Source organism: Ruminococcus sp. 1001136sp1_2201st1_G3_2201SCRN_220225 (genome assembly GCF_040924365.1).
In the GTDB taxonomy this organism is placed as follows: Bacteria; Bacillota; Clostridia; order Lachnospirales; family Lachnospiraceae; genus Blautia_A; species Blautia_A faecis.
The window spans coordinates 1-20,809 of the sequence record NZ_JBCOME010000012.1 but is presented as its reverse complement, the minus strand read 5'-3'; the positions used below and the strand labels follow the sequence as shown (position 1 = coordinate 20,809).

Annotated in this window: 20 protein-coding genes and 1 riboswitch; of the genes, 13 read left to right on the top strand and 7 right to left on the bottom strand. The window is 44.5% G+C overall.

Features of this window, described 5'->3' with window-relative positions; all coding sequences use genetic code 11:
- Positions 1 to 134 precede the first annotated feature (134 nt).
- A riboswitch (purine riboswitch) is annotated at positions 135 to 231 on the bottom strand.
- Between the two features lie 59 nt (positions 232 to 290).
- Positions 291 to 434 carry a DUF6783 domain-containing protein gene (locus tag AB5642_RS05830; RefSeq protein WP_368366955.1) on the bottom strand — a complete coding sequence of 48 codons (144 nt, stop codon included), beginning with the start codon at positions 432 to 434 and terminating at the stop codon, positions 291 to 293.
- A 25-nt stretch (positions 435 to 459) separates the two neighbouring features.
- Between AB5642_RS05830 and AB5642_RS05825 the strand changes: the two genes are divergently transcribed.
- From AB5642_RS05825 to AB5642_RS05815, 3 genes are all read left to right on the top strand, one after another.
- The gene (locus tag AB5642_RS05825; RefSeq protein WP_148463303.1) at positions 460 to 1,170 is read left to right on the top strand and encodes an acyl-[acyl-carrier-protein] thioesterase; all 711 of its coding nucleotides are present in this window, start codon (positions 460 to 462) and stop codon (positions 1,168 to 1,170) included.
- 122 nt (positions 1,171 to 1,292) lie between these two features.
- A complete protein-coding gene (locus AB5642_RS05820) occupies positions 1,293 to 2,261 on the top strand; it encodes a Gfo/Idh/MocA family protein (RefSeq protein WP_173769645.1) in 969 nt (322 codons plus the stop codon).
- A 428-nt stretch (positions 2,262 to 2,689) separates the two neighbouring features.
- Positions 2,690 to 3,388 carry an L-ribulose-5-phosphate 4-epimerase gene (locus AB5642_RS05815; RefSeq protein ID WP_118583558.1) on the top strand — a complete coding sequence of 233 codons (699 nt, stop codon included), beginning with the start codon at positions 2,690 to 2,692 and terminating at the stop codon, positions 3,386 to 3,388.
- A gap of 133 nt (positions 3,389 to 3,521) precedes the next feature.
- On the opposite strand, the gene AB5642_RS05810 is transcribed toward AB5642_RS05815, so the two are convergent.
- The 4 genes from AB5642_RS05810 to AB5642_RS05795 form a co-directional block, all read right to left on the bottom strand.
- Positions 3,522 to 5,684: a glycoside hydrolase family 3 C-terminal domain-containing protein gene (locus AB5642_RS05810; protein ID WP_226855434.1), complete on the bottom strand. Its 2,163-nt coding sequence runs from the start codon at positions 5,682 to 5,684 to the stop codon at positions 3,522 to 3,524.
- A gap of 116 nt (positions 5,685 to 5,800) precedes the next feature.
- A complete protein-coding gene (locus AB5642_RS05805; protein WP_173769643.1) occupies positions 5,801 to 6,655 on the bottom strand; it encodes a carbohydrate ABC transporter permease in 855 nt (284 codons plus the stop codon).
- Between the two features lie 12 nt (positions 6,656 to 6,667).
- A complete protein-coding gene (locus AB5642_RS05800) occupies positions 6,668 to 7,555 on the bottom strand; it encodes a carbohydrate ABC transporter permease (RefSeq protein ID WP_118583552.1) in 888 nt (295 codons plus the stop codon).
- A gap of 217 nt (positions 7,556 to 7,772) precedes the next feature.
- Positions 7,773 to 9,065 carry an ABC transporter substrate-binding protein gene (locus AB5642_RS05795; protein ID WP_368371492.1) on the bottom strand — a complete coding sequence of 431 codons (1,293 nt, stop codon included), beginning with the start codon at positions 9,063 to 9,065 and terminating at the stop codon, positions 7,773 to 7,775.
- A gap of 420 nt (positions 9,066 to 9,485) precedes the next feature.
- Here AB5642_RS05795 and AB5642_RS05790 point away from each other — a divergent pair, with 420 nt between their 5' ends.
- The 3 genes from AB5642_RS05790 (at position 9,486) to AB5642_RS05780 (ending at position 12,207) form a co-directional block, all read left to right on the top strand.
- Positions 9,486 to 10,370: an AraC family transcriptional regulator gene (locus tag AB5642_RS05790; protein WP_148463309.1), complete on the top strand. Its 885-nt coding sequence runs from the start codon at positions 9,486 to 9,488 to the stop codon at positions 10,368 to 10,370.
- Positions 10,371 to 10,598: 228 nt separating this feature from the next.
- Positions 10,599 to 11,453: an alpha/beta hydrolase gene (locus AB5642_RS05785; protein ID WP_118583547.1), complete on the top strand. Its 855-nt coding sequence runs from the start codon at positions 10,599 to 10,601 to the stop codon at positions 11,451 to 11,453.
- A gap of 259 nt (positions 11,454 to 11,712) precedes the next feature.
- On the top strand, positions 11,713 to 12,207 hold the full coding sequence (locus AB5642_RS05780) for a hypothetical protein (protein WP_195379319.1): 495 nt from the start codon (positions 11,713 to 11,715) through the stop codon (positions 12,205 to 12,207).
- Between the two features lie 445 nt (positions 12,208 to 12,652).
- Here the strand turns inward: AB5642_RS05780 and AB5642_RS05775 are convergent, their stop codons facing one another.
- Together AB5642_RS05775 and AB5642_RS05770 are read right to left on the bottom strand one after the other, a co-directional pair.
- On the bottom strand, positions 12,653 to 12,868 hold the full coding sequence (locus tag AB5642_RS05775; RefSeq protein ID WP_368371491.1) for a PTS ascorbate transporter subunit IIC: 216 nt from the start codon (positions 12,866 to 12,868) through the stop codon (positions 12,653 to 12,655).
- Complete coding sequence (locus tag AB5642_RS05770; protein WP_227200806.1) at positions 12,868 to 13,887, bottom strand: SPFH domain-containing protein; 1,020 nt, start codon at positions 13,885 to 13,887, stop codon at positions 12,868 to 12,870. The genes AB5642_RS05775 and AB5642_RS05770 overlap by 1 nt, the downstream gene beginning before the upstream one ends.
- A 200-nt stretch (positions 13,888 to 14,087) precedes the next feature.
- Between AB5642_RS05770 and AB5642_RS05765 the strand changes: the two genes are divergently transcribed.
- The 7 genes from AB5642_RS05765 to AB5642_RS05735 all read left to right on the top strand — a co-directional run bounded on the left by AB5642_RS05765 (position 14,088) and on the right by AB5642_RS05735 (position 20,508).
- Entirely contained in the window at positions 14,088 to 15,227 is a 1,140-nt protein-coding gene (locus AB5642_RS05765; protein ID WP_195379316.1) for a helix-turn-helix domain-containing protein, read from the top strand.
- Positions 15,228 to 15,257: 30 nt separating this feature from the next.
- On the top strand, positions 15,258 to 16,565 hold the full coding sequence (locus tag AB5642_RS05760; protein WP_270413636.1) for a glycerate kinase: 1,308 nt from the start codon (positions 15,258 to 15,260) through the stop codon (positions 16,563 to 16,565).
- Positions 16,566 to 16,569: 4 nt separating this feature from the next.
- Positions 16,570 to 16,764 carry a hypothetical protein gene (locus AB5642_RS05755; protein WP_148463316.1) on the top strand — a complete coding sequence of 65 codons (195 nt, stop codon included), beginning with the start codon at positions 16,570 to 16,572 and terminating at the stop codon, positions 16,762 to 16,764.
- A 230-nt stretch (positions 16,765 to 16,994) separates the two neighbouring features.
- Positions 16,995 to 17,852 carry a transporter substrate-binding domain-containing protein gene (locus AB5642_RS05750; RefSeq protein ID WP_173716972.1) on the top strand — a complete coding sequence of 286 codons (858 nt, stop codon included), beginning with the start codon at positions 16,995 to 16,997 and terminating at the stop codon, positions 17,850 to 17,852.
- Between the two features lie 123 nt (positions 17,853 to 17,975).
- A complete protein-coding gene (locus AB5642_RS05745) occupies positions 17,976 to 18,767 on the top strand; it encodes an amino acid ABC transporter permease (protein WP_173716973.1) in 792 nt (263 codons plus the stop codon).
- Entirely contained in the window at positions 18,767 to 19,510 is a 744-nt protein-coding gene (locus AB5642_RS05740; protein ID WP_272105090.1) for an amino acid ABC transporter ATP-binding protein, read from the top strand. The genes AB5642_RS05745 and AB5642_RS05740 overlap by 1 nt, the downstream gene beginning before the upstream one ends.
- A gap of 158 nt (positions 19,511 to 19,668) precedes the next feature.
- A complete protein-coding gene (locus AB5642_RS05735; protein WP_173718338.1) occupies positions 19,669 to 20,508 on the top strand; it encodes a S1 RNA-binding domain-containing protein in 840 nt (279 codons plus the stop codon).
- The last annotated feature ends 301 nt before the right edge of the window (positions 20,509 to 20,809 follow it).

Sequence of the window (20,809 nt, the reverse complement as noted above, 5' to 3'; positions counted from 1 at the left end):
TTTCTGCCAGAGGCGAGGTAAAGTAAAGTTCCGGGATAGTTTGCGGCTGAGAACGTACTGCCGGAAACATGCAAAATGTGATTTCGGGCTGATTCAGCAATAAAAAAACCACCCGGAAAATGCCATACCTGCATACCTCTTCGCATGCAGCTTATAGACAACTATTAGGGTAGTTGGTAGAAACGTCCAACCAGATTATGGACATATATAAGCGTTTGCTGTTTTTATTTTTATATCTTTATTGTACATGGTAAAGAGTGCAGAATCAAGAGGATTTTCACAAAAAAAATCTACATTTTCATATCTTTATTGATGGATTTGTTATATAATGAAGTAAAATTCGCGGACAAGAAATTAGAGCGTGTTTGAAAAAGGCTTTCTGCAAGATGTGCGTCACAATTTGTGGGAGATTGCGGGAATGATTTTTCAAACAGGCTCTAGAATGGAGATTGACATAACATGAGTTACAGTTTTAAAGGCCGTGTCAGATACAGTGAAATAGGCGAGGATGGCTGCCTGACTCTTCCTGGAATTCAGAATTATTATCAGGATTGCTGCACCTTTCAATCTGAGGAAATAGGGCAGGGAATGGAAGTGCTGGAGGAACGTCAGAGAGCCTGGGTGTTGTCATCCTGGCAGATTGTGGTGAACCGCTATCCGGGATTGGGAGAGACAATTGTGGCATCAACGGCGCCATATGGTTTCAAAGGTTTTCTTGGAATGCGTAACTTCACTCTGAAAACAGAAGATGGAGAGCTTTTATCCTATGCAAATAGTATCTGGACCAATATTGATACAGAGACCGGTCTGCCTGCCAGACTTACAGATGAAGACATCAGAGGATACGAACTGGATGAAAAGCTGGAGATGGATTATGCGCCCCGTAAGATCGCACTTCCGGAAGGGATGGAAGCCCAGGAGCCTTTTGCAATACAGAAACATCATCTGGACACCCATCACCATGTTAATAATTGCCAGTATATCCGCATGGGGGCAGATTATCTGCCAGAAGGCTTTGTGATCCGACAGATGAGGGCAGAATATAAGAAGCAGGCACTGCTTGGAGACGTTTTTTATCCGGCAGTGAAGCTGGAAATGAGAAAGGTTACGGTTGCGCTTTCCACGGAGAATGGCGAACCTTATGCGATTGTAGAGTTTATGTCTGCATGAGATGAGATTATATGAATATCATGTGAGCGAAATAACTGTATCGCTTTAGCGACATCTCCATACAGGAAAGTCAGCTGAGAATGGCGAAACAGGAAATTTTATTAGAAAGGCGGTTTACATAAATGAAAATTGGAATACTTGGAGCTGGAGGAATTGCAGTTCAGATGGCGAAAACGGTAGCTGGAATGAAGGATGTGGAGAATTACGCAGTGGCAGCCAGAAGCCTTGAACGGGCGCAGGCCTTTGCCGAGAAATACGGTTTTTCCAAGGCTTATGGCTCTTATGAGGAAATGCTTGCAGACCCGCTGGTGGATCTGGTTTATATTGCAACCCCTCATTCCCATCATTATCTTCATGCAAAGATGTGCCTGGAGGCTGGAAAAAATGTACTTTGTGAAAAGGCGTTTACTGTAAATGCAGACCAGGCAAGAAAGCTTTTTACCCTGGCGAAAGAGAAAAACCTGCTGATCACAGAGGCAATCTGGACCAGATATATGCCATCCAGAAAGATGATTGATGATATTATTTCAAGCGGTGTGATCGGTGAAGTGACAGCTGTTACGGCCAATCTGAACTATGCCATCAGTGAAGTGGAACGTATCCGTAAGCCGGAGCTGGCAGGCGGTGCGCTTCTGGATGTTGGTGTTTATACCATTAATTTTGCAAGCATGGTTCTTGGGGATAAGCTAAAGGATGTCCAGGCAACTGCTATTTTCCGTGAAGGTGTGGATATGCTGGATACTATTGCTATGGTATTTGAAGGCGACCGTATGGCTACCTTGCAGTGTGGTGCCCGTGAAATTTCTGACAGAATGGGAAGTATTTTTGGAACTAAAGGTTATATTCAGGTGCAGAATATTAATAATCCGGAGAAAATCACAGTGTTTGACAAGGAGCATAAGGAGGTTGCAGCTTATTTGCCGCCGGCACAGATCACAGGCTATGAGTATGAGGTTGAAGCCTGCGCCAGAGCAATCGCACAGGGCGAAAAGGAATGCCCGGAAATGCCTCATGATGAGACTGTGCGTGTGATGGAGATCATGGATGGAATTCGTAAATCCTGGGGTTATGAGATTCCGTTGTATGAGTAGGCAGGGCGGAAGCTCAGCTATTTTGCAGAAAGCCTTTTTCAAACATGCTTTAGTGAACAGTAACAACAATAGGTTACTGTTCACTCCGTTCACAGTAACGCGCTTCGCGATGCACAGAAATCATGCTTTGCATGATTTCGCGCCGCAACTCTCGGGTTTTCTGTGAACTTTGTTCACAAAAAACACCTCGCGGAACGTTACCAGTGAACAGTAACAACAATAGCAACAGATACAAAAAAATATAAGATACAAGTAGAAATACATCCGCACAAGTGCTATATTATGTTTAATATGATGTCTGTGGTAAAGAATGTAGGAGCTCTGATAGACAGGGGGAATGGAAAGATAGCGGAAGCTTTTTGTGAGATGTAACCAGACATCTGAAGAATAAAATGCGTATTTGCGTGTGTAAAAAGGAGGATACAGCTATGCTTGAAAAATTAAAAGAAGAAGTTTACAAAGCAAATATGGACCTGCCGAAATACGGCCTGGTTACTTTTACTTGGGGAAATGTAAGTGGAATTGATCGTGAAAAAGGTCTTTTCGTAATCAAGCCAAGTGGTGTGGAATATGAGAAACTGACACCGGAAGATATGGTAGTTGTAGACCTGGAAGGTAATAAAGTAGAAGGTAAATATAACCCATCATCTGATACACCCACTCATGTAGTTCTGTACAATGCTTTCCCGAAGATCGGTGGAATCGTACATACGCATTCCTCCTGGGCTACCAGCTGGGCACAGGCCGGCCGCGCAATTCCATGCTATGGAACCACTCATGCTGATTATATTTACGGTGAGGTTCCATGCGTCCGTAATCTGGATAAGAGTGAGATTGCGGAAGCTTATGAGAAGAATACTGGTATTCTCATTGCCGACTATTTCAAGAAGAGAGATTATGAGGCTGTTCCGGCTGTTCTTTGCAAGAATCATGGTCCTTTCACATGGGGCAAGGATGCGCACGAGGCAGTGCATAATGCAGTAGTTCTGGAAGAGGTTGCCAAGATGGCTTCCCGCTGCGAGCTGATCAATCCGAATGTGAAACCTGCTCCGCAGGAGCTTCAGGATAAGCATTACTATAGAAAACATGGTGCAAATGCTTATTATGGACAGGAAAATATTGAGTGAAAACTGAGATGAATTGCGTGACCGCTGTTTGTACCTTGAGACAGGTATGAATGGCGGTTACTTAATATTCGATGCTTTTAAAGGAGGAAAAATATAAGGCGAACGACTAAGATAGTCGTTCGCCTTATAAAGATTATTTACTATATTCAATTTCCACTGGTTTCACACCTGCAAGTTCCATACTTCTCTTGTCCGGCTGTGTACAGCCAACGTAAATATGGAAATGGCTGCCGTCCTCTGTTCTTGCGCCGGTTTCATCTACTACGGTGAAGGCCTTTGGAGCAATGGAAAGTGTGACGGTTTTTGTTTCGCCTGCTTTCAGGAAAACAGGAGTGAAAGCAGCAAGCTCCGGGTTTGGAACGGCCAGAGAAGAATCTGCATTCTTTATGTAAACCTGAACCACATCCCGGGTATCAATTGCGCCCTGGTTGGTGACAGTGGCCTGGATTGTAACTGGTGCTGCTGTGGTATTAGTGCCGCTTTCGAAACCTGCCTTGCCGGAAACACTTGTACCATTTGTGTCGGCTGCGCTGTTTTCACTGACAACTGCATCTGTCACTACTACCTTCCCATAAGTCAATCCATATCCAAATGGGAACTGCGCCTTATTCTCCATATAGCGGTAAGTACGTCCCTTCATGGCATAATCTGTAAAATCCGGAAGCTCTTCCAGGGTATTGTAGAAGGTCACTGGTAATTTGCCGGATGGGGAGACATCTCCGAACAGTACTCTTGCGGCGGCTTTTCCACCTTCAGCACCTGGGTACCACAGAACCATCACTGCATCAAAATGTTCTTCTGCATAAGAAAGATCAATGTCACTTCCTGCCATCAAGCAAAGAACAACCGGTTTGCCGGATTCAGCCATGGCTTCCATCAGATCCAGCTGAACCTGTGGAAGCTGCAAGGTCTCTTTGTCACCGGAAGCATAGCTGTTTCCGGTATCTCCTTCTTCACCTTCCAGTGTTTCATCAAGCCCCACGCAGAGAATTACGATATCGCTGTTTTCTGCAACGATTTTCGCTTCCGCAAGTCTGTCCTGAGTAAAAGCAAGATGCTCGGTGCGGTCGCGGAAAAGGTCACATCCTACAGAGGCAAGCACACGTACATCATCTCCAAGGTAATCCTGAATACCTTCCTGGATCGTGCAGTAGCGGGAAGCTGTACCGTGATAATTGCCTACCAGAGCCTTACGGCTGTCTGCATTTGGTCCAACGATTCCAACTGTTTTGATCTTCTCTTTGTTCAAAGGCAGGATCCCATTGTTTTTCAGAAGTACAAAGCTTTCTTCAGCAGCTTTTTGGGAAAGCGCCAGATGGGCAGGTGACTCCACCTCAGAATAAGGAATTTTGTCGTATTCCGTCTCTTCAAATAATCCCAGCAGATATCTGGTAGTGAAAAGGCGGATGGCGGATTCCGTGATGGTATCCTCGGAGATCAGTCCTTTTTCATAAGCTTTCAAAATGTGAAGATAAGTGTTTCCGCAGTTCAGATCGCAGCCATTGTTCAGTGCTAATGCAGCCGACTCTGCCGGGGTGCTGGTTACCATATGATGCTCGTGGAAATCCTTGATGGCCCAGCAGTCGGAAACGAAATATCCCTGGAAGCCCCAGTCGCCGCGAAGTATTTTCTGAAGGGAAGGACTTCCGCAGCAGGGCTCTCCGTTGGTGCGATTGTAGGCACCCATGAAGCCTTCCACGTCCGCTTCTCTGGTTAAAGCTTCAAATGCCGGGAGGTAAGTTTCTTCCATATCCTTCGGAGTTGCGATTGCGTCAAATTCATGGCGGATGGCTTCCGGACCGGAATGGACTGCAAAGTGCTTGGCGCAGGCAGCGGCTTTCATAACTTTGCCATCGCCCTGGAGCCCTTTTACAAAAGAGACTCCCAACTCTTTCGTAAGGTAAGGATCTTCACCGTAAGTTTCATGTCCCCGTCCCCATCTTGGATCACGGAAAATATTTACGTTTGGCGACCAGAAGGTAAGACCTTTGTAAATGTCACGGTCTTCTTCCTGGGAATATGCATTGTATTTGGCACGACCTTCGGTAGCAATGGTATCTGCAATCTGTCCCAGAAGTTCGGTGTCAAAAGTGGCGCCAAGTCCAATTGCCTGCGGGAAAATTGTGGCCTGTCCGGCGCGGGCAACTCCGTGGAGCGCTTCATTCCACCAGTTGTAGGCGGGGATGCCAAGCCGCTTGATTGCAGGTGCGTCATAGCGTAGCTGACTTGCTTTTTCCTCTAAGGTCATCTGGCTGACCAGTTCGGTCGCTTTTTTTCTAGCCTTTTTTCTATCCATAATGTTTCTCCTTGTTGCGAATTCATGGTGACTGTAAAACATTGAGCCATATAAGGTTTGTGACCCACAAATAGCAGGTTACGTTGTAAAGCGAGTGTGAGTTTTCGGGCTGCATATCATCCTTTTACTGCACCTGTGGTAAGACCTTCTACGATCTGGTTACTGAACAGTGAGTAAACAACAACGGTAGGTGCGATTGCGATAATGATCGCAGCAAACATCTGCACATAGTTGGTTGCGTAAGGACCAACGAAATAGGTCAGTGTAACCGGCAGTGTCTTTTTCATAGGATCAGAGATAAATACCATGGCAAGAAGCAGCTCGTTCCAGTTGTTGATGAAGGTCATCAGACCGGATACGAAGAAACCGGTTCTGCAAAGTGGCAGTGCGATCCGGAAAAAGCATCCGTAGATTCCGCAGCCGTCAATGGCAGCAGCCTCGAACATTTCTCCTGGCATGGAACGGAAAAATCCGGTAAGCAGGAAAATGGTCATTGGCAGGGAGAAGGTAATATAAGGAATCATCAATCCGCCCTGGGAATTGGTAAGACCAAGTTTCGCAAATCTTACAAAAAGAGGAATCAGAACACAATGTACTGGAACCATCATTCCGATGAGGAAGAAGGTGTGCATGAATTCCGATAATTTCCAGCGCATTCTGGCGATGGCAAAAGCAGCCATAGCGCCGAAGAAAAGGCTGACAATCAAGGTAGCGCCGCAGACGATGACAGAGTTTATAAGGGCTGTGCCAAGTTTACCCATCTGCCATGCCTGCGCATAGTTTTCAAAATGAAATACCTCTGGCAGGGAAAATGGTGCGGACATAACACCAGCGTTATCTTTCAGAGATACGGACAGCATCCACAGAAGCGGAGCCAGATAAATAACTGCCAGGATCACCAGCAGGATATAAATCACTACGATTACCGGTTTTACCGGCTTTTTCGGAGCTTTTACTTTTACGTTGCTCATTTTCCCACCTCCTTATGACTCGTAAGTTTCAACTTTGATGACTTTCTTTACCAGAAGGGTTACAAGCAGGCAGAGCACCAGGAGAACTACGGAAATGGCGCTGGCGTAGCCGTATTTGAAATAGTTGAAACCTTCTGCATAAAGCTCAGTTGCAAGGACTTCTGTTCTGTGGTTCGGACCACCCTGAGTCATGTTGTAAACCAGGTCGAAGAACTTCAGAGAACCGATACAGTTCAGGGAAAGTGATGTGATCATCATTGGTTTGATCAGCGGAAGGGTGATATAGCGGAATGCTTTTACCTTTGACGCGCCGTCTATATAGGAAGCTTCATAAATATCACGGGAAATTCCGGTGATCTGTGCCATATAAAGCATCATATTCTGACCAAGGTACTGCCACAGGGCAACAAATGCGATAACCCACATGGGAAGTACAATAAATCCGGTAGAGTCCATCAGCCACAGAGGTCCTTCAATGCCGAATTTTGCAAGCAGATTGTTGATACCAATTCTCGGATTGAAAAGGAAGGACCAGAGAAGTCCAAGTGCTGCTGAGGAAAGTACGCATGGAAGATAATAAATGTTCTTGAAAATGTTGCGGCCTTTCGGGATGTTGGTGAGCATAACAGCAAGTAAAAGACCGAAGATCTGCTGTGTGACTGCTGAAAAGATCATGAAAAAGATGGAGTTTTTCAGGGCAATACGGAATGTGGCGTCACCGAAAAACAGTTTCTTATAGTTTTTTAATCCCACAAATTCAGGGGGTGTAAGTGCTGCGTAATCGCAGAGTGAGTAGTAAACCATTTGTATCGTCGGGATGATCAGGACCAGAAGGAACATGATCAGCGCCGGGGCGATAAATACGAAAATGGCTTTTTTGTCGCGCAGAATTTTATCCATAATATCTCCTTCCGTCAAATGTGTGCGGTTTTACTACTAAAGAAAACCGAATGATAGCAAAGAATAAGCCGTTGTCTGCATGAGTATCGTATTGATTTTGGTGGGCTCGCTGACTGGCGATAACCTTTTTAGTAAAAAGACTGCCGCGGAACATGCCTTAGTCCGTTCCGCGGCAGCCATGTGCCTGGGTTTATAACTTATTTTTATAAGGGAGGATTTATTCCCAAACGTTCTCCTCATAGAATGTCTGTACGGTCTGGAATGCTTCTTCAGGTGTCTGGTTGCCAAGGAAGATATCAACCATTGCGTTATCGAAGCAGTCACCAGCTTCTACAGATGCAAGGGACTCATTGTAGAATCCGAATGTACCAGTTGCCTTTGCCATGATATCCTGAACGTATTTCAGCTGTGCAGGAGCTTTGTTATAGTCGATATCAAGGTCTTTGATGATTGGGAACTTGCCGCCGACTTCTGCTGTGTATTTCTGAGCTGTTTCGTCTGTGAACATCTTCATAAGAGCGATAGCTGCGTCCTGATGCTCTGTTGTGGAGCTCATCAGAAGGTTATCAGTTTTAACAATCATACGGTTCGGGTCGTTAGCACCGTCGATTCCAGGGAACTGGAAGACACCACATTTGGACTCGAAGTCTGGATTGTTGCCGTTGATCTGTGCGATTGCCCAGGAACCCTGAACCAGCATAGCTGCTTCGCCGTTATAGAAAGCTGCTGTAGCCTGGTCATTGGAATCTCCGGCTGCTGTAGCCTGGAAATACTGGGAAAGGTCTTTTAACTTGGTGCCTGCTTCAATGCAGTTCTCATCGGTCCAGTTAGCGGTATGGTCTGCGATAGCTGCAAGGTCAACGCCCTGACGGTCACACAGATAACCGGCGATCATGGATAAGCACCATGCGGTACCAGCGGAGCAGGAGATTGGTGTGTAGCCGGCATCCTGAAGCTTCTGGCATGCAGCGATCAGTTCGTCGTATGTGGTAGGAACTTCAACTCCGGCATCTGCGAACATCTCGGTGTTATAGTAAACGCAGGCTGCTGCGAAGTTGGTAGGAACTGCCATGATCTTTCCGTCATAAGTCATTCTTTCGAAAATACCATCTGTAAAGGATGCGTACCAGTCAGCTTCCTGATTCTCAAGGATATCGGTAAGGTCAGCTGCTGCACCTGCATTTACATATACGTCCATGTTTGGACCAGGGTTGCAGATGTAAACATCCGGTGTCTGTCCGGCTGCGATCAGTGCGTTCAGCTTGCCATCGTACTCTTCCAGGTTGGTGGTGATCGGAGTTACGTGATATTTGCCATCGTACTCTTCGTTGAAACGATCAATGACTTCTTTGTAACCTTTGGAAATAAGATCTTCCGTAGCTTCCAGGTCATCCCAGAACATCCATGTGATTTCTTCAACATCATCAGCATAAACCGGTACAGATGTAACCAGTGTTCCAGCTGCCATTGCTGCAGCCATTAATATTGAAAGTGCTCGTTTCTTGTTCATATTGAACCTCCTTTTAAAAATTTAGATCTCGTATTTGGTAATTCTTACTATAGCAGAGATTGCCTGGGTTTTCTTTCTAATTCTTGTTTGTTTACTATCAATTATTGCTATCTAAAATTGTACAAAAACAAGTACATGTCAAAGTATATAATTTAAAACATAGAAAATTATGCAATATATACAAAGATAAACGATACTTATTTAGATTTAAAATATAAATTTGGCTATATATTGATAAAAAAAGAAACATTTGATACAATACAAACATATTGAAAAACGCAATATTTGAGAACTAAATGACAATATTTGATACTGACCGTCGGAAAATGATATATGTTGGGAAAATTCAAACATGCTCTGGTAAAAGGGTGAAACTCAGGAGCATTATAATAAGAATATACAGGGAAGGAGCATGGGGAAATGATACATAAGCTTAGTGGAATACATGAAACAGTAGATTTCCGGGAGGATGAGCAGGTTTGTCTCTATTATAATGATGAATACGAGAATTACCCACCGCACTGGCATACCTCCTTCGAGGTACTTATGCCAATCGTAAATGGCTATAAGGCACTGTGCGGTGGAAAGGAATACAATCTGCGTGAGGGGGATGTGCTGATTATCGGTCCGTGTATGCTTCATGAGCTTTTTGCTCCGGAAAGCGGAGAGCGGATTATTTTTCAGCCGTGTCTGAACAATATTTCTACCAAGGAGCTGAACTTGCTTACTATGATTATAACCCCGGCTACTTTGATTACACCGGAGGGGTATCCGCAGATTTATGAAAAAGTAAAAACGCTTATGCTGGAAATCAAAGAGGAATATTTCGGTGAGTCTCCCTATCTGGAAACTATGATTATTTCGAAATTCCTTGAGATTCTTACATGCGTTGGAAGACAGCGTGTAAATGCACATACTGTAGCGGGACAGCAGAAGGAAAACGGAGCAAACAGCAGGCAGAAGGAATATGTGGAGAAGTTTATCCTGGTTACAGATTATATTAACAATCATTTTGCGGAAGATTTGAGCCTGGAGGGAGTGGCTTCCCAGGCAGGATTCAGTAAGTATCATTTTTCCAGGTTGTTTAAGCAGTATACAGATTCTACTTTTTATAAGTATTTGAATCAGAAGAGAATTGAATTTGCAAAAACGTTGCTGCAGGATCCAGGAGTGAGTGTGACGGAGGTGGCATTTAAATCGGGGTTTTCCAGCCTGTCGGCGTTTCTTCGGATGTTTAAGCTGATGAATAATTGTACGCCTACGGAGTTCAGGGAGATGTATGACAGGACGAAGATGGGGAACTAGAGCGTGTTTGAAATAGCAGGTGTCAATTTTATTTAGGTATTGATTTCTTATAGGAAGAAAATTATTATGGCATTAGAGCCTGTTTGAAAAAGCATTATTGCAAACTGCACGCCAAAATTGTGACGCACGTCTTACAGAAAGCTTTTTTCCAAACATGCTTTAGGGGATAAGCTGGTTATTTCTGACATTATAAAATGAACGAAATATATACAACAGGAGGCTCGCGAAATGATTCACGAAAAAATAGAAATCCAATTGAAAGATTCTGAGTTTAAAGCAAATTTATTTACATATTTCCTGGATAATTCCCCGGAGATCGAGCCGGAGAGAAAGAGATCGGTTGTGCTGATCTGTCCTGGCGGCGGCTATCAGATGACTTCTGACAGAGAGGCAGAAGCTCTTGCCGTCAGATTTATGGCAATGGGCTATCATGCTGCGATTTTGCGCTACAGCGTTGCTCCGGCACGTTTCCCGGAGGCGCTTCTTCAGCTGGCTACAGCAGTTGCAATGCTCCGTGAAAATGCAGAAAAATGGCATATTGATACAGAGAAGATCGTAGTCCAGGGTTCTTCTGCTGGTGGACATCTGGCGGCAAGCCTTGGTGTATTCTGGAACAAGCCCTTTGTTGCAGAAGCTTTGGGCATGGACTCCGAAAAGTTTCGCCCCAATGGGCTTATGCTCAGCTATCCGGTAATCACTTCTGGCGAGAAAGCACATAAGGGTTCTTTTGAAAGCGTTCTGGGAGAGGATTATGCAGATGAAGAGAAACGCAGATTCCTGTCCCTGGAATATAATGTTACGAAGGATACCCCGTCGACTTTCCTGTGGCATACAGCACCGGATGATACTGTACCGGTAGAGAACTCCCTGCTGTTTTTCCAGGCACTTCACGCTCTGGATATTCCGGCAGAATTGCATATTTATCCAGTGGGCAGTCATGGTCTGGGACTTGCCACTGCAGAAACAGCATGCCCCAATGGTTATGGAATCCAGGCAGAATGTGAGAGCTGGATTCAGCTTGCCGGTGACTGGATGAAGCACCTGTTTGAAGCGAAGGAAGTCGTAAAGGCACCTTGGGAATAAAAAGATGGGGTGTTGGTGAAATTTCCACAGTTGGTAAGAATATGAAAGTAATAGAAAATATAGATTAGGTGAGTAGAAGCTTTAAAGTCCGTTGCCTTGGGGATTCCCAGACAGTGGACTTTTTTCCTGTTCTGAAATGTGTTGCTGCAAATCATGCGTGGCGTGATTATAGCACAGAACAAAATGTACTTCAAGTATTGTTTTTACATTATTTTGCTGATATACTTTTTTTATCTTAAATATACGGGAGGTGAAAGAAATGTTGACGAAAGAAGATCTACAGGCGATTGCAGGATTGCTGGTGCCCATTGAGACACGGATTGTGAATTTGGAAAGCCGTTTCGACAAGTTGGAAAGCCGTTTCGATAATTTGGAAAGCCGCTTCGACAAGTTGGAAAGCCGTTTCGATAATTTGGAAAGCCGTTTCGACAGCTTAGAAACTCGCGTTGACAACTTCGAAAGCGAAACCAAGAGGCGCTTTGAGAATCTGGAAGCGAACTTGCGCAGCGTAGACAAGCATGTATGTGAATTGGATGCATCAGTATCAGAATTGCAAAGAAGTGTAAAAGAACTCTGGCTTCATGTGGAGAACACTACAGACTGGAAGCTTCAGGTTGTAGCAGAGAATCATTCCAATCTTTTACAAAAGCTGGAAGAACAACAAAAGAAATGGGAAACGCAGGAAAGACTTTTATTTTACGTGAACAAACATGAGAAAGACATCACCGCGATAAAGCAGAGGCTGTGTATGTGATTGACAGAACCATTCATACATAAGAATGGCTGTAGAAATACTCTCAGAAAAAATGAAATATAAAATGCATCAGAAAAACGTAATAGAAAAACAAAATAGAAAAACGAAACAGAAAAATACATATAGAGAAAGCAAATTGCAAGTAATATATCATTTTATAGAATTATAGAAATACTAAAATACAAAAGATAAATTAACACAAAGAACGAAGAAAATAAGCTTAACAATTATAATTATAAGCGTTAAATACCATACAAAACAGAATTGGTGTTCAGAGCATTCAGAAAGTCATTACCCTCTGTGCACGAATAGATAAAAGCGGGGAGTACAGCACTGTTGTTATAACATCTGTACTCCCTGATTTGTTTAAAATGTGAAAAATTTGTATTGTTTTATAATTGTCGATAGTGGGTTTGGCAAGTAGAAGGGCTTTTTATGCTGGAAATCATGAGATATCCAGTTCCGGCGGTTTATCCATCGTGTCGGAAACGTATTTCCCATTTTTCTTGCGCTGGCGGACACATTCGGTGAGCAGATATTCAATCTGCCCGTTTACGGAGCGGAAATCATCCTCCGCCCAGGCTGCAATCTGGTCATAAAGCTTGGCGGAAAGCCTGAGCGGAATCTGTTTCTTGGGCCGGGTGTCTTTTGTCTCAGCCATTAGTACAGACTGCCGGAATTAACCACCGGCTGGGCATCGTGATTGCCGCACAGCACTACGAGAAGATTGGAAACCATGGCAGCCTTCCGCTCCTCGTCAAGTTCTACCACATTGTTTTCATTCAATCGCTCTAATGCCATTTCTACCATACCAACAGCACCGTCTACGATCATCTTTCTTGCGTCGATGATAGCGGAAGCCTGCTGTCTCTGCAGCATAACCGCTGCGATTTCAGGTGCATAAGCAAGATAAGTAATACGTGCTTCGATAATCTCCAGACCAGCCTCAGCAACCTTCTGCTGAATTTCATCGCGGATACGTCCGGCTACGATTTCACTGGAACCGCGAAGGCTTCCCTCATCTGCAACTCCGTCACCTGTAGTGTCCACATTTGGCGCTACATCATAAGGATAGATGCGGACAATATTTCGAAGGGCACTGTCACACTGTAAAGAAAGATATTCCTTATAATTGTCTACATTGAAAACTGCTTTCGCTGTATCAGTAACGCGCCACATAACTGCGATTCCGATCTCTACAGGATTACCCAGGCAGTCGTTGATCTTCTGACGGTTGTTATTCAGAGTCATGATCTTCAGGGAAATCTTTTTGTTTACATAAGTAGAACTGGCAGAAGTGGCTGTTCCTGTGGCTGCAAGCGTGAAAACGGACTTGGCAGCATTTCCACCGTCTACGTCGCCGCTCTGGTTCAATTTCGTCTTCGCAGCGGGGTTTACAGCGGTGCAAAATGGATTTACCCAGTAGAAGCCGTCGTTCTTCAAGGTTCCCACATATTTGCCGAATAAGGTGAGTACAAGGGCTTCCTGCGGCTTCAGCACTTTAAGGCCAAGGAACGGGATCCATCCAAGTGAAGCCCAGATGATACCGATGACCATAAGGGGAAGCTGTTCGAAGGCTGCGCCGAATATTACAGCGGCTGCGGCCACGGCATAGAGCAGAATAAACAGCACCATCATTCCCATACCATTTTTCTTGTTGTCCAAAACTTTTTCTTTCATAGCAATCCTCCTGATAATGAAAATTATCTTTTACGAGATATAAATATGATATCATTCAGATATCAAAATGTCAATACATACAAGAGAGTTATAGAAAATTTTTCGTTTTTTTCCAGGTAAACAAATCGTCGATTGACTAAAATCCACATTTTAGTGTATATAAGAGAGTAACGCAAAAGAATTATGGAGGATATCATATAGTGGACGCAAAAAGGTTTGGGGCATTTATTTCGGAAAGAAGAAAAGAGCATCATATGACACAGGCCGATCTTGCCGGAAAAGTCGGAGTGACGGATAAGGCGGTCAGCCGTTGGGAGCGGGGACTTGGATTTCCGGATATTAATACAATGGAACCATTGGCTGAGGCACTGGATGTATCACTTTTGGAGCTGATGCGATCAGAAATGCAGACAACCGAAGGGGCTAACGTGAAAAAAGATGAGGCAGCAGAAAAAGATGGGACAGTAGAAATGAATGAAGCAGCAGAAAAAAACGGGATGGCAGAAAAGAGAGAGAAAGCAGAGAAAAAATACACGTCTGCAGAGGTGACTGAGATGATGCAATCAATGGAAGAAATACGAAAACAGCAACAGCATCAGGATAAAATCGCAGGCTATCTTGCGATACCGGTAATTCTGCTCATTGTGGCTGTGTTTAAATTCTCTGGTCATGCAAACCTTGGCGGTGCGTTATTTGCCGGGCTTCTTGGCGCGGGAGCTGCTGTGAGTGGATATTATCTGTGGGTGAATCGGGAAGATAAGGAAAGCAAAAGAATTTATGGATTTTTTACAATCACTCTGACCGGCATATTTTTCACAATATGTTCTTTCCTGGTTCCTGACGGATTCTGGGAACAACATAGACAGGAAGCAAGTCTCATCACATGTCTGGTGAATCTGGCGAGTGTGATATACGCATTTGGATTTGCAGTAAAGAGAATGTGCAAGGAAAAAAAGAACCCGGTACTTATTGCTGTTGTGGTGGTTCTGGAGATTTTGATAACGGCGTGGACTTTACATGGCTTTGCTGCCAGGTCCATAGAAAATGCCATGGGAACCAGCAAGGGGGATGTGGCAGAACAGTACGCAACACAGCTGTTGCTCAATGAAAAAAATCTTGAAGAAGACTGGATACGGGGATATAGTTATGTTCAGATTGATCTGCATCCGGATATCTACCGTGTAGGTTTTTCCTATTATGCAGATCAAAAAGACGCAGAAGCGGGAAAAGAAAGCATATATGGCTATGATATTCAGGTGGATTCTGATTATAAAATTACGATAAAAGAAGGAAGTTCTGCAATTGGAATGGATTTGTGGAGTGAAAAAATAGAAGGGTAGATCGTATTTGAAAAAACGGGAGAAAAGAACATGAAAGTAGTAATTGCAATTGATTCATTCAAAGGGAGCATGAGTTCTATAGAAGCGGGTGAAGCTGCCGCAGCAGGCATTCGGAAAGTATATTCGGAAGCCAAGACCAAGGTTTATCCGCTTGCAGATGGCGGGGAAGGGACAGTACGGGCACTTGCCCAGGGACTTGGCGGAAGTCTGGAGAATGTGACAGTTACCGGACCACTTGGAACTCCGGTTGACTGCGAATATGCAATTTGGGAGAAACGTAATATAGGCGGTTCAGGTAGAATTGATTTTGTGGGAAAAGAGATGATGGCTGTTTCAGAGAATGCTTCCGTAGTAGAAAATACTTCTATAATAGAAAGTAAACGTGGCTACAAGAATGAGAAAAAGTGCGGAAAGACTGCCATTATAGAAATGGCTGGTGCAGCCGGGATCACTTTGGTTCCACCTGAACTTCTGAATCCTATAAACACTACAACCTATGGTGTTGGAGAGGTCATAAAAGACGCCATTTCCAAAGGCTGCCGAAATTTTATCATCGGAATCGGAGGCAGTGCAACGAATGATGGTGGAATCGGTATGCTTCAGGCTTTGGGAGGAGAGCTTCTGGATAAAAGTGGAAAACAGGTGCCATTTGGAGCAGAAGGTGTGGAAAAGCTTGCCTCCATCAGTTGCAAAAATTTGCTTCCGGAATTAAAAGAATGCAGCTTCCGCATTGCCTGTGACGTGGACAACCCTTTATATGGGGAAAAAGGCTGCAGCTATATCTTCGGCCCCCAGAAAGGCGCAACACCGGAGATGGTGGAGCTGATGGACGGGTGGATGGAAAACTATGCAAAGATAACAGAAGAATATTTTGCAGATTCCAAAACCCAATTGGGAAAATTTAATTATGATCCAAACTACCCAGGCTGCGGAGCAGCCGGAGGCCTTGGCTTTGCCTTCCGTACTTTTCTTCATGGAAAACTGGAACCAGGTATAAGCATTGTCCTGGAAGAAATCGGCATAGAAAATCAGATAAAAAATGCAGACATCGTAATCACTGGTGAAGGTCGTCTGGATGGCCAGACCGTTATGGGAAAGGCGCCCATCGGAATTGCCAGACTTGCAAAGAAATATGGAAAGCCAGTGCTTGCCTTTTCTGGCTCGGTCACTGAAGATGCTGCCTCTTGTAATGAAGCTGGAATCGACGCTTTTTTCCCAATCCTCCGTCAGGTGACCACTCTGGAAGAAGCCATGGATCCGCAGACTGCACAGAAAAATATGGAAAGTGCTGTAGAGCAGGTGTTCCGGGTGATTAGGCTGAAAGAAAGGAATTGGTGAAATTATGGGCGGAAAAGTGCTGGAATTAGAGTCGGATAAACTGATTGAGCAAGGACTTGAGCTTGGAAGACTGGAAAATCAAATGGCTACAGCCGTCAAAATGTTGCAAGTGGGCAAGTATACGATTGAGGAAATTGCAGATATTTCTGGTTTAACGGTTAAAAAAATATGTGCGTTGAAGGATGAAAAGAATCTGTGAGCCAGAGAAATATGGAGAAAAACCATGAATTCTGCAACTCCCCCCTCTTGACTTCTCCCACAAACAAGAGTAATATGAACTACAACGCAATGGCGCGTTAGTGTGATAACGCCGCCATTGCATTTTTTTTACCCGGAAATGGGGAAACAACCTCGAAATGAGGAAACACACCGATAAAATATCGGTGGTGCTGTGATTAATGAGTTTTTTACAAAGAGGAGGAAAGAAAAATGAAGAAGAGCTATTTATGGAGAAAAATGACAAGTGGTCTTATGGCAGCGGCGGTTACCGTGACAGCAATGCCAGGACTTGGACTTACAATGGTACAGGCAGAAGAGAAGAAAACATTAAAGGTAGCAATGGAGTGCAGCTATGCACCATACAACTGGACACAGCCCGATGATTCCAACGGAGCAGTTCCGATTTCCGGAAGCTCTGATTACGCATATGGCTACGATGTTATGATGGCAAAGAAAATCTGCGACGAGCTGGGCTACGATCTGGAGATCGTAAAGCTTGACTGGGATTCCCTGGTACCAGCTGTTCAGTCTGGAAAGGTTGACTGTGTTATCGCAGGTCAGTCCATTACCTCCGAGCGCCAGCAGATGGTGGATTTTACAGAACCATACTACTATGCATCTATCATCACCCTGGTAAAGAGTGACGGAGATTATGCAGATGCAAAGAGCGTAGCAGACTTAAAAGGTGTAACCTGTACATCCCAGCAGAACACTATCTGGTATGATTCCTGCCCGCCGCAGATTGAAGACGCAAACATCCTTCCTGCACAGGAAAGTGCACCGGCCATGCTGGTTGCCCTGGAATCCGGAAAATGTGACGCCGTTGTAACGGATATGCCTACCGGAATGGCTGCATGCGTAGCTTATCCGGATTTCAAGCTTCTTGATTTCTCCGGCACAGACGGTGATTTTGAAGTATCCGACGAAGATATTAACATCGGTATTTCCGTACAGAAAGGCAACACTGAGCTTCTGGATGCCTTAAACAGCGTGCTGGATAAAATGACAGAGGACGATTACACCGAAATGATGGACGAGGCAATTTCCGTACAGCCACTGTCTGAGTGATGAAACTGCTCGACCTGTGAAACATAAAGTATAAAATACATGTCCGGGTATGAATTTAATAAAAAGATATGTGTGAAGAATTCCGAACAGACATGTACATATGTAAGATAGGAGATAAAAACTATGCTTCCTGAAACCTTCTGGGGCCGGATCCAGTATCTGCTCCAGCAATACGGCGCCTCCTTTTTATCAGGAGCCGGAAATACAATGATCATAGCCATTGTAGGCACCTTTTTAGGGTGCCTTATTGGCTTTATAGTTGGAATTATCCAGACAATTCCTGTGGACAAAAGAGATTCTGACGTTAAAAAGACACTGGTTGGATTTCTCAAATTTATTATGGCCTGCTATGTGGAATTTTTCCGCGGCACCCCAATGATGGTACAGGCCATGTTTATCTATTACGGAAGTGCTTACCTGTTCAATATCAACATGTCCATGTGGTTTGCGGCATTTTTCGTAGTATCTATCAATACCGGAGCCTACATGGCAGAAACCGTCCGAGGCGGAATCCTTTCTGTTGACGAAGGTCAGACAGAAGCTGCAAAAGCAATCGGAATGACGCATGTACAGACTATGATGAACGTAATCCTTCCACAGGCATTGCGCAACATCATGCCTCAGATTGGCAACAACCTGATCATCAATATCAAGGATACCTGCGTTCTTTCCATTATTGGAATTGTAGAACTTTTCTACACAACAAAAGGCGTAGCTGGAGCTTATTACACTTATTTCGAATCCTTTACCATCGCTATGGTAATGTACTTTATCCTTACTTTTGTATGCTCCAGATTGCTCCGCCTGCTGGAACACAAGATGGAAGGCCCGCAGAATTATGACCTTGCCACAACGGATACACTGGCTCACACAAGTGGTCTGTATTCCTACCCTAAGAAAAAGGAGGAGAAATGATCATGAGTGAAAAAATCCTTGAAGTCAAGCATCTGGGAAAAGCATTTGGCAGCAATCAGGTACTGAGAGATATTGATTTTTCCGTAAGTCCGGGAGATGTGACGTGCATTATCGGACCGTCCGGTTCTGGTAAATCCACGCTTCTTCGCTGCCTGAATATGCTGGAAACTCCATCCACCGGAGAAATCAATTATCATGGAACTGACATCACCAGTAAGAACGTAAACGTTCCGGAATACCGTTCAAAGGTAGGTATGGTGTTCCAGAATTTTAACCTTTTTAACAACATGACTGCTCTGAAAAACTGCACCGTAGGTCAGGTAAAGGTTTTGAAGAAGAGCAAAGAAGAGGCAGAGAAAAAAGCTTTGTATTATCTGGAAAAAGTAGGTATGGCGCCGTACATCAACGCCAAACCCAAACAGCTTTCCGGAGGTCAGAAACAGCGTGTGGCAATCGCAAGAGCCCTTGCCATGGAGCCGGAAATCCTGCTCTTCGATGAGCCGACATCCGCACTGGATCCCCAGATGGTAGGCGAGGTTCTGGAGGTTATGAGAGACCTTGCACACGAAGGCCTGACCATGATCATCGTTACTCATGAGATGGCATTTGCCCGTGATGTTTCCAAGCGTGTAATCTTCATGGCAAATGGCGTTATCGTAGAAGACAGACCGCCGAAGGAACTGTTTGAGAATCCGAAAGACCTGCTGACAAAAGATTTCCTGAGCCGCTTCCGCAATGCGTGAGCCGGAAAGTCACTTTGCAGATGGGGGTTCTGCATTTTTTCTCCTTACTTCAATAAGTTAATGTTCACAGTGGCGGTAAATGTGTGCTATACTGGACAATAGATTGGGAAACTACTGAGAAATTTTATATTTAACCGTAATTGAATTAAGGAGAATCCATGATTGAAATAGGAAAAAAACAGAAGCTTATTGTGGCAAAGACCGTAGATTTCGGTGTTTACCTTGCAGAAGATAAAAATGCAGGCCAGGAAGACAGAGTACTTCTTCCAGCCAAACAGGTTCCGGAAGGAACCAGAGAGGGCGATGCACTGGATGTATTTATTTACAAGGATTCCAGGGACCGTCTTATTGCAACCACCAGAGAACCACTTCTTCAGGTTGGACAGACTGCTGTTCTGAAAGTGCTTCAGGTAACCAAGATCGGTGCATTCCTGGATTGGGGCTTAGAGAAAGACCTGCTCCTTCCATACCATGAGCAGACCAGCCGTGTGCGGGAAGGACAGGAGTGTCTGGTAGCTCTCTATGTGGACAAGAGCAGCCGCCTCTGTGCCACCATGAAGGTATACCATTACCTTTCTACCAGAACCCCATATGTAACAGGTGATTCCGTAAAAGGCCGTGTCTACGAGATCAGCGATCGTTTCGGTGTTTTCGTAGCTGTTGATGACAAATATTCCGCCCTGATTCCAGCCAGAGAAGCCAGCGGCAAATACCGCCCGGGCGAAGTCCTCGACCTTCGCGTTTCCGAGGTGAAAGAGGATGGCAAGATGAACGTCACAGACCGTCAGAAAGCCTACATCCAGATTAACGAAGATGCCGAGAGCGTCCTTAGCATAATCGAAGAATTCGCCGGCGTCCTCCCCTTCGATGACAAAGCCTCACCAGAAGTGATCAAACGCGAATTCGGTCTCAGCAAGAATGCCTTTAAACGTGCTGTGGGACACCTTCTGAAAGAAGGTAAAATTGAGATTAAGGACAAACGCATCTACAAGAAATAATGGAATCTGATACACCCTTTATTGGAAAATAATAAAACCTGCATACCATATTGGAATACCCAAAATATGGTATGCAGGTTTTTTCTCTAAAACACGAACGGGTGTTTACCGGGGCTTGAACTTGTGTTAAACTATTTATTAATCATACTTGCTATTTAATGTGTTGGTCGTTATTCCGGACGCGATTTCACAATGTATATTCACCGCCGCGCGTCGCAACGTTTCGGCAAGCTAATGACTAACTACGACTAAGACGCTCAGGAAAGCCTTCGCGCCTAAGTCTCCGTAAGCCATGGATCTC

What these genes read in the sequence shown, in the direction of transcription:
- AB5642_RS05795 (WP_368371492.1), bottom strand. Translation starts at nt 9,065, where the DNA reads ATGAACAAGAAACGAGCACTTTCAATATTAATGGCTGCAGCAATGGCA.
- AB5642_RS05775 (WP_368371491.1), bottom strand. Translation starts at nt 12,868, where the DNA reads ATGGCTGAGACAAAAGACACCCGGCCCAAGAAACAGATTCCGCTCAGG.
- AB5642_RS05820 (WP_173769645.1), top strand. Translation starts at nt 1,293, where the DNA reads ATGAAAATTGGAATACTTGGAGCTGGAGGAATTGCAGTTCAGATGGCG.
- AB5642_RS05735 (WP_173718338.1), top strand. Translation starts at nt 19,669, where the DNA reads ATGATTGAAATAGGAAAAAAACAGAAGCTTATTGTGGCAAAGACCGTA.
- AB5642_RS05760 (WP_270413636.1), top strand. Translation starts at nt 15,258, where the DNA reads ATGAAAGTAGTAATTGCAATTGATTCATTCAAAGGGAGCATGAGTTCT.
- AB5642_RS05800 (WP_118583552.1), bottom strand. Translation starts at nt 7,555, where the DNA reads ATGGATAAAATTCTGCGCGACAAAAAAGCCATTTTCGTATTTATCGCC.
- AB5642_RS05755 (WP_148463316.1), top strand. Translation starts at nt 16,570, where the DNA reads ATGGGCGGAAAAGTGCTGGAATTAGAGTCGGATAAACTGATTGAGCAA.
- AB5642_RS05745 (WP_173716973.1), top strand. Translation starts at nt 17,976, where the DNA reads ATGCTTCCTGAAACCTTCTGGGGCCGGATCCAGTATCTGCTCCAGCAA.
- AB5642_RS05810 (WP_226855434.1), bottom strand. Translation starts at nt 5,684, where the DNA reads ATGGATAGAAAAAAGGCTAGAAAAAAAGCGACCGAACTGGTCAGCCAG.
- AB5642_RS05750 (WP_173716972.1), top strand. Translation starts at nt 16,995, where the DNA reads ATGAAGAAGAGCTATTTATGGAGAAAAATGACAAGTGGTCTTATGGCA.
- AB5642_RS05780 (WP_195379319.1), top strand. Translation starts at nt 11,713, where the DNA reads ATGTTGACGAAAGAAGATCTACAGGCGATTGCAGGATTGCTGGTGCCC.
- AB5642_RS05805 (WP_173769643.1), bottom strand. Translation starts at nt 6,655, where the DNA reads ATGAGCAACGTAAAAGTAAAAGCTCCGAAAAAGCCGGTAAAACCGGTA.
- AB5642_RS05770 (WP_227200806.1), bottom strand. Translation starts at nt 13,887, where the DNA reads ATGAAAGAAAAAGTTTTGGACAACAAGAAAAATGGTATGGGAATGATG.
- AB5642_RS05825 (WP_148463303.1), top strand. Translation starts at nt 460, where the DNA reads ATGAGTTACAGTTTTAAAGGCCGTGTCAGATACAGTGAAATAGGCGAG.
- AB5642_RS05815 (WP_118583558.1), top strand. Translation starts at nt 2,690, where the DNA reads ATGCTTGAAAAATTAAAAGAAGAAGTTTACAAAGCAAATATGGACCTG.
- AB5642_RS05790 (WP_148463309.1), top strand. Translation starts at nt 9,486, where the DNA reads ATGATACATAAGCTTAGTGGAATACATGAAACAGTAGATTTCCGGGAG.
- AB5642_RS05785 (WP_118583547.1), top strand. Translation starts at nt 10,599, where the DNA reads ATGATTCACGAAAAAATAGAAATCCAATTGAAAGATTCTGAGTTTAAA.